Raw genomic sequence first — 13,272 nt, forward strand, 5'->3', positions numbered from 1 at the left:
ATTCTTGATGCGGGTGTGCAGGACGGTCAGAAGTCATGGCGCACGCCCGCGCCGATGGCGCGCACGGCCACGTTGGGGCGGCTGGAGTCCACGCCGTCGTGGTCCACGAAGGCCTGCAGTTCGGTGCGCTTGGACAGCGCATAGGTATAGGCCAGCTGCTGGCGCCTGCGCTTGCCGGTCAGCGAGGTCTGCACGTCGCGCTGCATCAGGTTGAGCACCACGGCGTGTGCGCCATGGCGCAGCCGCGTGCCAAGCATCCAGTAGTCCACGTCGGCGCGCGAGACGCCGGGCTTGTGGTTGAAGCGGTCGCGGCCCAGCAGCACATAGGGCTCGATGGCACCAAAGCTGTAGCGCAGTCCCATCTGCCATTTGCTGTCGAACTCGTTGGCCAGCAGGCCCCCGGCGCGCGTGTCCTTGGCGTAGCCCAGGCCGGCCGTCCACGGGCCTGCGGCGTAGCTCAGGCCCAGGTCCAGCGATCTGGCGTCGTCCTCCAGCCCTGGGGCCTTGGCATCGCCGCGCAGGTAGTAGCGCGCACGGAACACCGTGCCGCCCCATGACGGGCTTTGGTAGCCCAGCGAATTGGAGGTGCGGTTGCGCGCATTGAGCATGGAGGTGCCGATGGCCGTGGCCCCGGCGTCATTGGCCGCGAACGAGGTGATGCCCGTGACCTGCGAGTACAGCGGCGAGCCCGTGGGATTGGCCGAGTCCAGCCGGCCCAGGGCCACCGTGCCCAGGCTGCCGCGCAGTGCCACGTAGCTGTTGCGAAAGGCCGGCGTGGTCAGCAAGCCCGTGTCCGCATCCAGCCCCATCTCCATGCCGAACAGCGCCTGCAGGCCGCCGCCCAGCTCCTCCTTGCCGCGAAAGCCCAGGCGCGAGGCGTTGTCGCGCTCTTCCATGGTGGAGCCGGCATTGCCGGTCTTGAGGTGGTTCACGGTCAGCCGGATCTGGCCGTAGACCTGCATGTCCTGCGCATGCGCAATCGGGTGGCCCAGGGCCGCGATGGACAGGCTGCAGACGGCGGCAATGCTTGGCAGGGCCTTCATGGAATCTTGCTCCTTGTGTTGTGCGTGTTCTGACGCCGCCGATTCTCAGGAGCCCCCGCATCCACCACAACGGTATGACGGACGCGTATTACCCTATGCGATTCGTGATGCGCCGTGCGCGCCCCCGGCCGCGCTGCCATCATGCAAGCACCGCCTGTACAACCCATGAATTTCAAGCAACTCGAAGCCTTCCAGGCCATCATGCTCAGCGGCTCCACCACGGGTGCGGCCGAGCGCCTGGGGCTGTCCCAGCCCGGCATCAGCCGCCTGCTGGCCCAGCTGGAGCAGGACCTGGGCCTGCGGCTTTTCATCCGCGAAAAAGGCCGCCTGGTGCCCACGCAGGAGGCCGAGGCCCTGCTGCACGACGCCCAGGTGCTCATGGATTCGGCCCAGTGCTTTCGCCGCCATGCCGAGCAGTTGCGGCTGGGCGGCTTCAAGCGCCGGCTGCTCAAGGTGGCCGTGCCCGGCACCCTGGCCACCTCGCTGATGCCGGCCATTGCCCACCAGTTCATGCAGGCGCATCCCGACGTGGTGCTGGAAGTGCTGTCGGGCTCCTATACCGAGACCGAGCGGGCCCTGCTGAGCCGCGACGCCGACATCGGCCTGGTGCGCCTGCCCATGACCATGCCCGGCCTGCGCACGCGGGCCTGCCTGGAGTCCGAGGCCGTCTGCATCATGCCCAAAGGCCATGCGCTGCAGGCGTTGGACGAGGTGACGCCGTCAGATCTGGTGGACGCCCCGCTGATCCTGCTGGGCCGCCAGCGCGAGATCCGCCAGGAGATCGACATGGCCTTTCGCCATGCGCGCGTGCAGCCGCGCGTGGCCGTGGAGGTGCATTCCGTGGGCGAGGCCTGCGCCCATGTGGCGCAGGGCCTGGGCGTGTCCATGGTCAACGGCCTGCTGGCCAGCTACTGCCAGCCCGGCGCCCTGTCCAGCCGCCCGTTCAGGCCGCGCATCCGCTACCAGCTGGCCATTGCCTCGCTGGAGGCGGCGGTGCCGTCGCCCCTGCAGGACACACTGATCGCCCTGCTGGTCCAGGCCATCGTGGCCACCGGGCATGCCGCCCCGGTGGGCGACATGCCGAAGGCCTGATGCCCCGGTGATGCCGGCCGCTCAGTGCATCCAGCGCTGGTGCAGCCAGCGCGCCGCATGGTCCAGCGCATAGCCCAGGGCGCCGATCAGCACAACGGCGGCCATCAGCTCCGAATACGCCAGGCGGTCGCGCGTGTCGAGGATGAAGTAGCCCAGGCCGGCCGATACGCCCAGCATTTCTGCGGGCACCAGCACGATCCAGATGATGCCGATGGCCAGGCGCACGCCCGTGAGGATCTGGGCCGTGATGCCGGGCAGCACCACGCGCAGCACGGTCTCGGTGCGCGTGGCCGACAGGCTGCGCGCCAGCAGCAGCCAGTTGCGGTCCAGCTGGGCCACGCCGGCCGCCGTGCTCAGCAAGATGGGCCAGACGGCGGCGAAGGCCAGCAGGAAGTACACGGGCGCGTCGCCCACGCCCAGCACCATCACGGCAATGGGCATCCACGACAGCGGCGAGATCATGCGTAGGAACTGGAACACGGGCGAGAACGCCTGCGAGAACCCGCGCGACAGGCCCACCAGCACGCCCAGCGGCACGCCGACCACGAAGGCCAGCAGCAGGCCCACGGCCACGCGCTGCAGGCTCAGCAGGGTGTGCATCCAGATGTCGGCGCCCGTCAGCAGCTGGCCCAGCGCCTGCAGGGAAGGCCAGGGCGCAAAGGCCGCAGCCACGGGCGTGCTGCGCGCCAGCAGCGCGCCGCCCACCCACCACAGGGCCAGGACCAGGGCCGCGCCCAGCAGCGGCAATCCAATACGTCGCAACACCTGGCTCAGACCACGATGGTTTCGCGGCGCGAGAAATCGGCCGGAATGCCGAAGACCTGCGGGCCGCCTACGGCCTGGATGGCCTTGCGCACGAAGCGGTCGTCCACCAGGTCGGTGGCCGCAAACCTGGGCTCCAGCTTGTCGAGGAAGCGCGTGTCGCCCTCGACCTTGGTGGCCTTGATGGCGCGCACCAGCTGCTCGGTGTACGAGGGATAGGGATAGGGCTGGAAGTCGATGCGCCGCTGGTGCCAGCCCTTGTTGACGACCACGCCGCTGGCCTCGTAGCTGGCGTAGTCGGTGGCGGCCAGCACCTTGGACAGCGTCTGCTGCGGATGGGGCGTGTAGCGGCGCTCGCCGGTGCTCGACAGCAGGCGCGCGGCGGCCAGGCGGTTGTCGCGCGTCCACAGCTGGGCCTTGACCACGGCATTGGTCACGCGCTGGGCCCATTCGGGCTTGTCGGCGATATCGCGCTCGGCCAGGAAGGTGACGCAGCAGGCGTGGTCCTTCCAGACATCGCCCGAGAAGCGCAGCATCTTGCCCACGCCCGCGATCTCGGCGGCGGCGTTGAAGGGCTCGGCCACGATGAAGCCCGCAATCGACTTGCCGGCCAGTGCCGAGACCATTTCAGCCGGTGCCAGCACGACGAGGTTGACCTCGTTGGCCGCAATGGCGCCGCCGCGCGCGCGGGTCACGGCCGTGAGGCCGGCCTTGCGCAGCACGTCCTGCAGCAGGATGTTGTGGATGGAGTACCAGAACGGGATCGCCACGGTCTTGCCGCCCAGGTCCTGCACCTTCTGGATCTCGGGCAGCACGGTCAGGCCCGAGCCGTTGACGTGGTTCCAGGCCACGATCTTGGCGGGGAACTTGGCGCCGTAGCGCACCCACAGCGTGGAGGGCGTGAGCAGGTGGATGACGTTGACCTGGCCCGAGACGAAGGCCTCGACGATCTGGGCCCAGGAGCGGAACAGGCGCGGCGCCTCGGCCTTGAGGCCTTCGGCCTCGAACAGGCCGTTGCCGTGGGCCACCAGCAGCGGCGTGGCGTCGGTGATGGGCAGGTAGCCGATCTTCACGGGCTGGTCATCGCCCTTGAAGGCCTGGGCGCGCGCATCGCCTGCGGCCAGCAGCGGCGCGGCCACCGAGGCCGTGGCCAATGCGCCCAGGCGCAGCATGTCGCGCCGCGTGAGGCCGCAGCCGCAGTCCGACGAGGCGCAGATGTGGGTGTAGGAAGGGTGGTCCTGGAAGCTCATGCGAAAGACCTTTCAGAAGAGCATGGTTGAAGTCGAAGAAATGGCGGATCTGCAAGCGGATGGGCAGGCGGGCAGGCAGGCAGGCGAGGGAGATCAGGCCTGGGCCGCATGGCGCACGCCGTGCAGGGCCGAGAGGATGTCCAGCCGCAGCGCGGTCACGGCAGCGGCCTGGTCCTCGCGCGGGCGCGCTATGTCCACGCGCCATTCGCGCACGATGTGGCCGGGCCGCCCGCCCATCAGCAGGATGCGGTCGCCCACAAGGATGGCCTCGTCGATGTCATGCGTGACCAGCAGCGCGGCCGTGTGCCAGCGGTGGACCACGTCCACCATCAGCTCCTGCATCTCGGCGCGCGTGATGGCGTCCAGGGCCGAGAACGGCTCGTCAGCCAGCAGCAGCTGCGGCTCGCGGGCCAGGGCACGCGCCAGGGCCACGCGCTGGGCCATGCCGCCCGACAGCTGCGAGGGGTAGAGCGCGCCGCTGCCGCCCAGGCCCACGGCCTGCAGCGCCTGCTCCACGCGCTGGCGGCGGGCCTCGGCCTCCAGCTTCGGCTGGCGCTCAAAGTCCAGGCCGAAGCCCACGTTGCGCCGCGCGTCCAGCCAGGGCAGCAGGCTGGGCTGCTGGAACACGAAGCCCGCGCGCGGGTGCGGCGCGGTCAGCGGCTGGCCGAGGAACTGGAGCTCGCCCCGGCTCCAGGCGCCGCCGTCCGGCGATTCGAGGCCGCCGAGCACGCGCAGCAGCGAGGACTTGCCGCAGCCGCTGCCGCCGAGCAGGCAGACGATCTCGCGCGGGGCAATGCTCAGGGAGATGTCCTCGAACACGGCCTTGCCGGGCGCATAGCCAAAGCCCGCGCCGCGTGCCTGCAGCACGGGCGCGGGAGCGTCAGGGGAGAAAGCTTCCGTCTGGGTCATGAACTGGTGGTTGCCAGGGCCGCGCCAGCCAGCGCGCCCTGTAGCTGCGTGACGCTGGGCGTCACGATGGGGATGAAGGCCGCCTCGCGCCAACGGCGCGCAAATCCCAGCGGCTGGTCGCGATGATAAGCGCGCCCGCCGCTGGCGTGCAGTTCCAGCTGCAGGGACTGCTGCACGATGTCGTTCAATTCCAGGCGCAGGCGGAACAGGGCTTGAGGTCGGTCAAGAAAACGCCCGTCGGACAGACCGGCATGCAGCGTGGCCGTGGCCAGTTCCAGCGCGTGGCGCTGCTGCTGCAGCGGGCCGCCCAGCACATCGCGCCCGGCGCCGGCACGGGCCGAGGCCGCCGCCAGCGAGGCGCGCGCCAGCCCGATGCACAGCCCCAGCTGCAGGCCCATGAAGGCGGGCCGCACGCGCGGCAGGAAATGGTTGGCGTCGGCATGGATCACATCGGCCGGACCGATCTGCAGCCCCTCGATGGACAGCGCCGCCGTATGGCTGCCGCGCAGCGCGATCAGGTCCAGGTCGGCGCTGCGCTGCAGGCCCGCCGCATCGCCGGGCAGCGCGGCCACGAAGGGCTTTGCACCGTCGCTGCGCGAGGCGGCAACGGCCACCACGAAGCGACCCGGCGGCACCAGGTTGGTGGCCCAGGGCACGCGCCCGCGCAGTTCAAGGTCGTCGGCGTTGCCGGAGCCGGCGTGCCCTGCAGCACCGACGGGAGCGGCCTCGACCTGCAGGGCCTCGATGCCGCCCAGGTACTTCATGGCGTTGGACAGGCCCGTGGCGCCCGCCTGCGTGCCCTGCAGCAGGCCCGGCAGCCAGCGCTGGCGCAGCGCCGCGTTGGGCGACTGCAGCAGGTATTCGACAAAGGCGCGCTGCGCCCAGAACACGAAGCCCGCCGTCAGCGAATGCCCGGCCACGCCGGCAATGGCCTCCAGCGCATCGCCCAGGCTGCCGCCCTGCCCGCCCTCGGCCACGGGCACGCCCAGGCCGAACAGGCCGTGCTGCGCCAGCCGGGGCAGCACTTCGTGCGCATGCGCGGGGCCTTCGTCCAGGGAGTCGGCATGGGCGTCCAGCCACTGCCGCAGCGAATCAGCCAGCATGTGCGTTCTCCTGCGGTTGTCGGAACTGTTCGGGCAGATAGGGCTGCAGCTGCGGGTTGACGGGGCTTTGCGCCAGGCTGTTGGCAAAGTTGCACAGCGTGGCCAGGCTGATGCCCAGCACCACCTCCAGCGCCTGCTGCTCGCTCAGGCCTGCTGCATGGAAGACAGCCAGGGCCTCGTCGGCGACGGCGCCGCGCGTGGCGATCACGGCTTCGGCAAAGCGGCGCACGGCGTCCAGGCGCGGCTGGCCCGTGTCGCGGCCGTCCTGCAGCGCCACCACCTCGGCCTGGGTCAGGCCGGCCTGCTTGAAGGCCAGCTTGGTGTGGCCGGCCACGCAGAAGTCGCAGCCATGGATGCGCGCCGCCGTGATCTGCACCACCTCGCGCTCGGCCAGCGTGAGCTGGGCGCGCGCGTTGATCTGGCCCACGGTCACATAGGTCTCCAGCGCCTGGGGCGAGTTGGCCAGGATGGCGATCAGGTTGGGCAGGAATCCGTTGCCGGCCAGGGCGCGCTCCACGAAGGGGCGGCTGGCTTCAGGAGCGGTTTGCGGGGTGTGCAGGGTCAGGCGTGCCATGGTGCTTTGCAGGAATGAAGGAATGCCTTCATGATCGGCCGCGCCCCTCTTGCCATCAATGCCGCCGCGTCGCGGATTTATGCCCGAACGTGTCAACCCGCAGGCAGATGCAGCGGGCTCGGATGGCGGCTCAGCAGCAGCGTGCCTGCGCGCGCTGCCAGGCGCCGGGCTGCTCGCCCATCACGCGCTTGAAGGCGCGCGAGAAGGCCGCATAGGACTCGTAGCCCACGGCCTCGGCCACCTGCCCTATCGCCTCGCCCTGGGCCAGCCGGCGTGCCGCCAGCTGCATGCGCAGCAGCAGCAGGAATTGCTGGGGCGGCTGGCCGCAGGCCTCGGCGAACTGCCGAAAGAACGTGGCGCGCGACAGGCACACGCGCGCGGCCATGTCGGCCACGCTCCAGTTGTGGGCCGGCTCGCGCAGCAGCTCGGCCACCAGCGGCGCAAAGCCCGGCCGGCGCAGCAGGCTCCAGATGCCGCGCGCCCGCGCATCGCCATGCGCCAGCTGGCGCAGGCCGTAGAAGAACAGCAGGCCCACCAGCCGGTCCATCACGGCCGAGGGCTCGGTGCCCGTGCGCAGCGCCTCGGCGCGCATCAGGTCGAACAGCATGGAGGCACCGCTCATCGCATGGTCGTCGCCGCGCAGCACCAGGTGGTCGGGGAAGGCATCGACCAGCAGGCCGCGCATGGGCCCCTCGAAGGTGAAGAAGCCGCAGGCCAGCGCCGTCTCTCCTATGCCGGCATCGCCGGTGGCGGGACGCATGGCCTGCGGGGCGCAGGCCATGTCCGGGTCGGCATAGGGCGAGATGAAATGCGGCACGTCGCGCGAGAGGAACACGCCATCGCGCGGCTGCAGCTCCACCGAGGGCTGGCCCGGCAGGTGCAGCCAGCAGCGCCCGTCCAGGATCAGGTGAAAGCTGGCCCGCGCGCGCCCCGCCGTGGAGGCCCGCCAGCGCCCGCAGTACTGCCCCACGTGGAACACGCTGGCGCGCCATTGCAGGCCGTTGAGCAGGCCGTCGATGACGCGATCGACCTGCGCTTCGGCCGCGCTGTCGGGGACTGGGTCGGGTAGCACGGTGGTACAGGCAAGGCAGTGGAGGGAATGCGGCCGGCCAGTATCGCCACGATGCAGGCGCGGGGGAACGAATCTTTGGGCATATGCTTGTGCCGCAATCGATATCTGGATCTGCATCCAAGTCCGCCCGGCCCGACCTTGGTCCGGTCGTGCCTCAGCGCTGGAAGCCCGAAGGCGGCACCCCGAAATGCCTTTTGAACATGGCCGTGAACGCGCTCTGGCTGGCGTAGCCGCAATCGAGGGCGATGTCGATGATGCGCTCGCCCGCCGCAATGCGGCCCAGCGCGAACATCAGCCGCGCCTGCTCGCGCCACTGGGCGAAGGGCATGCCGGTTTCCTTCACGAACAGGCGCTGCAGCGTCTTGGCGCTCACGCCCAGGCGCTGCGCCCAGTGTTCGGCGGTGGCGGTGTCGGCAGGCTCGCGCATCAGGGCCTCGCAGACCTGGCACAGCCGCGCATCGGTGGACAGGGGCAGGTGCAGGGGCAGCACCTCGGCGGCGCGCAGTTCATCGACCAGCAGGTGCATCAGGCGCTCGTCGCGGCTGCCTTCGGCATAGTCCAGCGGCACGCCGACGGCGGCCACCACCAGCTCGCGCAGCAGGGGCGACACGTTGACCACGCAGGTGCGCGCGGGCAGGTCCGCAAAGGCCGAGGCGTCGATGTAGGCCGTGCGCATCTTCACGTCGCCCGACATGCGCACATCGTGCTCGACGTCGGCCTCTATCCACAGCCCCCGGTTGGGCGGCACCAGCCAGGAGCCGGAATGCAGCTGCACCGACATCACGCCTTCGATCGCATACAGCAGCTGGCCGCGCGGGTGGGAGTGCCAGCCCGTGCTGGTGCCATGCGCCCAGTTGGCCTCCATGGCGGCCATGGGGCGCCCGGTCTGGTGGTACTTGAGGTATATGCGCGGCAGTTCTGCGGCCATGGGGCTTCCCATCCTGTGCGGTTCTATGCGGTTCTATGCGGCTCTCTGTCCCGATCTCGACAATTGAAGTCAGTATAGAGAGAGACAGACGGACACCAAACGCCTATCTTCGGTCCCACGGCCCATTGACCTTCGTCAACGCCGGACCCTGACCGTGCCGCCCTGCGGGGCCCTTTCCTCCATGACAAGCAACACCACCACTCTTGGCGCCCCGGGCGAGCTGGGCGCGCCTGCAACGCACGCCCATCCGGCGCCCGCCCATCCAGCACCCGGCCATGCCGCGCAGGGCTTTTTGCTGCGCATCGTCGGCGCCGCCGCCTTTGCCCACCTGCTCAACGACCTGATCCAGGCCGTGCTGCCGGCCGTCTATCCCATGCTCAAGACGGAGTTCTCGCTGAGCTTCGCACAGATCGGCTGGATCTCCCTGGTCTACCAGGTCACGGCCTCGCTGCTGCAGCCCTGGATCGGCCTGTACACCGACAAGCATCCCAAGCCCTACCTGCTGCCGCTGGGCATGGTGGTGACGCTGGTGGGCGTGGGCCTGCTGGCCCTGTCCACCAGCTACCCCATGCTGCTGGCCGCCGCGTCGCTGATCGGCGTGGGCTCGTCCACCTTCCACCCAGAGGCCTCGCGCGTGGCGCGGCTGGCCTCGGGCGGGCGCTTCGGCACGGCGCAATCGACCTTCCAGGTGGGCGGCAACACGGGCTCGGCCATCGGCCCGCTGATGGTGGCGGCCATCGTCATTCCGTTTGGCCAGCACGCGATCGCCTGGTTCATGCTGGTGGCGTTGCTGGCCATCTGGGTGCTGCTGCGCATCACGCACTGGCGCCTGCACCACGCGCCGGCCAAGGTGGTGGCGGCCGGCCAGCATGCGCTGACGGCGCTGAACCGCTCGCAGGTCATCCGCGCGGTGACCGTGATCTGCGTGCTGATGTTCGCCAAGTTCGTCTACATCGCGGCCTTTGCCAACTACTTCACCTTCTATCTGATCGAGCGCTTTGCCCTGCCCGTGCAGCAGTCGCAGCTGTACCTGTTCGCCTTCCTGGCGGCCGTGGCGGCGGGCACCTTCGCGGGCGGCCCGGTGGGCGACCGCATAGGGCGCAAGGCCGTGATCTGGGTGTCCTTCCTGGGCGTGGCGCCGTTTGCGCTGCTGCTGCCGCATGCCGACCTGTTCTGGACGGCCGTGCTGTCCATCGTCATCGGCCTGGTCATGTCCTCGGCCTTTGCGGCGCTGGTGGTCTACGCCCAGGAGGCCGTGCCCGGCCGCGTGGGCCTGGTCTCGGGGCTGATGTTCGGCCTCATGTTCGGCATTGGCGGCCTGGGGGCTGCCGGCATGGGCAACCTGGCCGACACCCACGGCATCGTCTGGGTGTACAGCCTGGTGGCCTACCTGCCGCTGCTGGGGCTGGCAACGGCATTTCTGCCGGAAACGCGCGCCCGGCGACGCTGAGGCGCAGCCTCAATCCGGCTGTATGCCCGCCTGCCGGATCACGGCGGACCAGCGCGCCACCTCCTCGGCGATCTGGGCACGCGCCTCGGCAGGCGTGGTGAAGGTGGGCATGGCGCCCTGGGCAACCAGGGCATCCTTCACTTCCTGCTGCCCCATCACCTCCTTGAGCGCGCCGCTGAGCCGGGCGACGATGGGAGCGGGTGTGCCCGCAGGCGCCAGCAGGCCGAACATCGACGTCACCTCAAAGCCCGACAGCCCGGCCTCGGCCGTTGTGGGAATGTCGGCAATGGAGGGCACGCGCTGCGCCGTGGTCACGGCCAGGGCGCGCAGGCGGCCACCCTTGATGAAGCCCTGCGTGGCGGGCAGGGTGTCGAACACCACATCCACCTGGCCGCCCATCAGATCGTTGAGCGCCGGCGTGCTGCCCTTGTAGGGCACGTGGGTCAGCGGCACGCCCGCCTGCCGCTTGAACAGCTCGGCCGCCAGGTGCTGGGGCGAGCCATTGCCCGAGGAGCCGTAGTTCAGCCCGGCCGGCCTGGTTTTGGCCAGCGCGATGAGCTCCGCGAGATTGGCCGACTTCACCGACGGGCCCACGGTCACCACCAGCGGCACGCGGCCCACCACGCCAATGGGCGCAAAGCTCTTGTCCATGGTGAAGCCTGCCGTGGACGCCATGAGCACGCTGTTGATGGAATGGCTGGTCAGCGCGCCCAGCAGCAGCGTATAGCCATCGGGCCTTTCCTTGGCCACGGCGGCGGCGCCCAGGTTGCCCGCCGCGCCGGCCCGGTTCTCCACCACCACGGGCTGGCCCAGCGCCAGCGAGAGCCTTTGCCCCACCACGCGCCCGATCACGTCGGTGGCGCCCCCGGGCGTGTAGGGAACGACCAGCTTGATGGGCCGGGCCGGATAGGCGCCGTCGGCCAGCGCGGGCGTGGCCAGGCCTGAGCCCAGCGCCAGCGAGGCCAGCAGCGCCGCAGCCAGGGCGGCGCGCCGGTTGGGCGCATGAATGCGACGGATGCGGGATGCAGCAACAACCATGGGTGTCTCCTCCTTTTGTCTTGTGTCGGAAAAACATGCCCGGCACGCACGCCGGGCACGGCTGCATGGTTGGCCAGATAGATTATTAATAATATAGGTGATAACGACGATAATAATCCGCGGCATCCGCCGCTATCCTGCCCCTCGACAAGGCAGCGCCTGCCTTCCGACCCCGCCCAGACCCTCTGCAAAGCACCCCACCCATGACCGACCCCAAGACTCCCGATGGCGCTCCAGGCCATGACATCGCCCCCGCCGATGCGGCCACGGGCATCTCCAAGGGCCTGACCAACTACGGCGACCGGGGCTTTTCGCTGTTCCTGCGCAAGGCCTTCATCAAGGGCGCGGGCTATACGGACTCGGCGCTGCAGCGCCCCGTCATCGGCATTGCCAACACGGGCAGCAGCTACAACCCCTGCCACGGCAACGCGCCCCAGCTGATCGAGGCCGTCAAGCGCGGCGTCATGCTGGCAGGCGGCCTGCCCATGGACTTCCCCACCATTTCGGTGCACGAAAGCTTCTCGGCGCCGACCAGCATGTACCTGCGCAACCTCATGTCCATGGACACCGAGGAGATGATCCGCGCCCAGCCCATGGATGCCGTCGTGCTCATCGGCGGCTGCGACAAGACGGTGCCGGCCCAGTTGATGGGCGCGGCCTCGGCGGGCATCCCGGCCATCCAGCTGATCACCGGGTCGATGCTCACCGGCTCGCACCGCAGCGAGCGCGTGGGCGCCTGCACCGATTGCCGCCGCTACTGGGGCAAGTTCCGCGCCGAAGAGATCGACGCCGAAGAGATCGCCGACGTGAACAACCAGCTGGTGGCCAGCGTGGGCACCTGCTCGGTCATGGGCACGGCCAGCACCATGGCCTGCATTGCCGAGGCGCTGGGCATGACCGTGCCCGGCGGCGCCTCGCCCCCCGCCGTCACGGCCGATCGGATCCGCATCGCCGAGCAGACCGGCACCGAGGCCGTGCGCATGGCGCGCGAGCGCCTGACCATCGACAAAATCCTCACGCCCGCCGCCTTCGAGAACGCCATGCGCGTGCTGCTGGCCATCGGCGGCTCCACCAACGGCATCGTGCACCTGGCCGCCATCGCGGGGCGCATGGGCTATGACATCGACCTCAAGGCCATGGATCGCATGGGCCGCGACACGCCCGTGCTGCTGGACCTCAAGCCCTCGGGCGACCACTACATGGAGGACTTCCACCACGCGGGCGGCATGGCCACGCTGCTGCGCGAGCTCAAGCCCCTGCTGAACCTGGACGCCCTCACCGTCACCGGCCGCACGCTGGGCGAAGAGATCGACCGCGCCGGCCCCGGCTTTGCGCAGGACGTGGTGCGCCCGCGCTCCAACCCCATCTACCCGCAGGGCGGCATCGCCGTGCTGCAGGGCAACCTGGCGCCGGGCGGCGCCATCATCAAGCAGTCGGCCGCCCATCCCCGGCTCATGGAGCACGAAGGCCGCGCCGTGGTCTTCGAGAACGCGGCCGACCTGGCCCACCGCATCGACAGCGACGATCTGGACGTGACGGCCGACGACATCCTCGTGCTCAAGAACATCGGCCCCAAGGGCGCGCCCGGCATGCCCGAGGCGGGCTACATCCCCATCCCGCGCAAGCTGGCCCGCGCGGGCATCAAGGACATCGTGCGCATCTCCGACGGGCGCATGAGCGGCACGGCCTTCGGCACCATCGTGCTGCATGTCACGCCGGAGTCGGCCGTGGGCGGCCCGCTCGCCCATGTGCACAACGGCGACCGCATCACGCTGTCGGTGGCGCGGCGCGAGCTCACGCTGCAGGTCAGCGACGAGGAACTGGCCCGCCGCGCCCGGCTCCACCCGGTGACCGAGCCCACGGCCGAACGCGGCTACCGCAAGCTCTTTCTCACCACCGTGAACCAGGCCGACCAGGGCGTGGACTTCGACTTCCTGCGCTGCGCGACCGAACGCGGCACCATTCCCGGCCCGCGCGAATAGTCCATGCCAGGCAGCGCGGCACGCCCGCCATGCCCAGTGAAGGCCATCAGTTCGGACAAAATGGCGTTT

12 protein-coding genes are annotated in these 13,272 nt (G+C 69.8%); 3 read left to right on the top strand and 9 right to left on the bottom strand.

The genetic code is table 11. The features are described from left to right. Window positions 1-26: 26 nt before the first annotated feature. Window positions 27-1,043: a porin gene (locus tag DA1_RS22825; RefSeq protein ID WP_034397204.1), complete on the bottom strand. Its 1,017-nt coding sequence runs from the start codon at window positions 1,041-1,043 to the stop codon at window positions 27-29. Between the two features lie 165 nt (window positions 1,044-1,208). On the opposite strand from DA1_RS22825, the gene DA1_RS22830 reads away from it, so the two are divergent. Further along, window positions 1,209-2,135: a LysR family transcriptional regulator gene (locus DA1_RS22830; protein WP_034397205.1), complete on the top strand. Its 927-nt coding sequence runs from the start codon at window positions 1,209-1,211 to the stop codon at window positions 2,133-2,135. Between the two features lie 21 nt (window positions 2,136-2,156). Here the strand turns inward: DA1_RS22830 and DA1_RS22835 are convergent, their stop codons facing one another. The 7 genes from DA1_RS22835 to DA1_RS22865 all read right to left on the bottom strand — a co-directional run bounded on the left by DA1_RS22835 (window position 2,157) and on the right by DA1_RS22865 (window position 8,733). After that, window positions 2,157-2,909 (bottom strand): ABC transporter permease, encoded by a 753-nt coding sequence (locus tag DA1_RS22835; protein WP_170962118.1) that lies wholly within the window; start codon window positions 2,907-2,909, stop codon window positions 2,157-2,159. Beyond that, window positions 2,906-4,147, bottom strand: a complete 1,242-nt coding sequence (locus tag DA1_RS22840) for an ABC transporter substrate-binding protein (RefSeq protein ID WP_016448371.1) — start codon at window positions 4,145-4,147, stop codon at window positions 2,906-2,908. The genes DA1_RS22835 and DA1_RS22840 overlap by 4 nt, the downstream gene beginning before the upstream one ends. Window positions 4,148-4,240: 93 nt before the next feature. Further along, on the bottom strand, window positions 4,241-5,056 hold the full coding sequence (locus DA1_RS22845; RefSeq protein WP_013800535.1) for an ABC transporter ATP-binding protein: 816 nt from the start codon (window positions 5,054-5,056) through the stop codon (window positions 4,241-4,243). Further along, window positions 5,053-6,159 (bottom strand): acyl-CoA dehydrogenase family protein, encoded by a 1,107-nt coding sequence (locus tag DA1_RS22850; protein ID WP_034397206.1) that lies wholly within the window; start codon window positions 6,157-6,159, stop codon window positions 5,053-5,055. The genes DA1_RS22845 and DA1_RS22850 overlap by 4 nt, the downstream gene beginning before the upstream one ends. Next, window positions 6,149-6,733, bottom strand: coding sequence for a carboxymuconolactone decarboxylase family protein (locus DA1_RS22855; protein ID WP_034397208.1), 585 nt, complete (start codon window positions 6,731-6,733; stop codon window positions 6,149-6,151). The genes DA1_RS22850 and DA1_RS22855 overlap by 11 nt, the downstream gene beginning before the upstream one ends. 130 nt (window positions 6,734-6,863) lie before the next feature. Then, window positions 6,864-7,805: an AraC family transcriptional regulator gene (locus DA1_RS22860; protein WP_034397209.1), complete on the bottom strand. Its 942-nt coding sequence runs from the start codon at window positions 7,803-7,805 to the stop codon at window positions 6,864-6,866. Between the two features lie 154 nt (window positions 7,806-7,959). Then, window positions 7,960-8,733 carry an AraC family transcriptional regulator gene (locus tag DA1_RS22865; RefSeq protein WP_034397210.1) on the bottom strand — a complete coding sequence of 258 codons (774 nt, stop codon included), beginning with the start codon at window positions 8,731-8,733 and terminating at the stop codon, window positions 7,960-7,962. 181 nt (window positions 8,734-8,914) lie between these two features. On the opposite strand from DA1_RS22865, the gene DA1_RS22870 reads away from it, so the two are divergent. After that, window positions 8,915-10,183 carry an MFS transporter gene (locus DA1_RS22870; protein WP_034397211.1) on the top strand — a complete coding sequence of 423 codons (1,269 nt, stop codon included), beginning with the start codon at window positions 8,915-8,917 and terminating at the stop codon, window positions 10,181-10,183. A 9-nt stretch (window positions 10,184-10,192) separates the two neighbouring features. On the opposite strand, the gene DA1_RS22875 is transcribed toward DA1_RS22870, so the two are convergent. Beyond that, complete coding sequence (locus DA1_RS22875) at window positions 10,193-11,221, bottom strand: Bug family tripartite tricarboxylate transporter substrate binding protein (RefSeq protein ID WP_034397213.1); 1,029 nt, start codon at window positions 11,219-11,221, stop codon at window positions 10,193-10,195. A gap of 203 nt (window positions 11,222-11,424) precedes the next feature. Between DA1_RS22875 and DA1_RS22880 the strand changes: the two genes are divergently transcribed. After that, window positions 11,425-13,203 (top strand): IlvD/Edd family dehydratase, encoded by a 1,779-nt coding sequence (locus tag DA1_RS22880; RefSeq protein WP_034397214.1) that lies wholly within the window; start codon window positions 11,425-11,427, stop codon window positions 13,201-13,203. Window positions 13,204-13,272 lie beyond the last annotated feature (69 nt).

The organism is Delftia acidovorans NBRC 14950 (genome assembly GCF_001598795.1).
In the GTDB taxonomy this organism is placed as follows: Bacteria; Pseudomonadota; Gammaproteobacteria; order Burkholderiales; family Burkholderiaceae_C; genus Comamonas; species Comamonas acidovorans.

Excerpts from the sequence above, each read along its gene's own strand:
- DA1_RS22855 (WP_034397208.1), bottom strand. The coding sequence starts at position 6,733 with ATGGCACGCCTGACCCTGCACACCCCGCAAACCGCTCCTGAAGCCAGC.
- DA1_RS22865 (WP_034397210.1), bottom strand. The coding sequence starts at position 8,733 with ATGGCCGCAGAACTGCCGCGCATATACCTCAAGTACCACCAGACCGGG.
- DA1_RS22880 (WP_034397214.1), top strand. The coding sequence starts at position 11,425 with ATGACCGACCCCAAGACTCCCGATGGCGCTCCAGGCCATGACATCGCC.
- DA1_RS22875 (WP_034397213.1), bottom strand. The coding sequence starts at position 11,221 with ATGGTTGTTGCTGCATCCCGCATCCGTCGCATTCATGCGCCCAACCGG.
- DA1_RS22830 (WP_034397205.1), top strand. The coding sequence starts at position 1,209 with ATGAATTTCAAGCAACTCGAAGCCTTCCAGGCCATCATGCTCAGCGGC.
- DA1_RS22870 (WP_034397211.1), top strand. The coding sequence starts at position 8,915 with ATGACAAGCAACACCACCACTCTTGGCGCCCCGGGCGAGCTGGGCGCG.
- DA1_RS22845 (WP_013800535.1), bottom strand. The coding sequence starts at position 5,056 with ATGACCCAGACGGAAGCTTTCTCCCCTGACGCTCCCGCGCCCGTGCTG.
- DA1_RS22825 (WP_034397204.1), bottom strand. The coding sequence starts at position 1,043 with ATGAAGGCCCTGCCAAGCATTGCCGCCGTCTGCAGCCTGTCCATCGCG.
- DA1_RS22850 (WP_034397206.1), bottom strand. The coding sequence starts at position 6,159 with ATGCTGGCTGATTCGCTGCGGCAGTGGCTGGACGCCCATGCCGACTCC.
- DA1_RS22840 (WP_016448371.1), bottom strand. The coding sequence starts at position 4,147 with ATGAGCTTCCAGGACCACCCTTCCTACACCCACATCTGCGCCTCGTCG.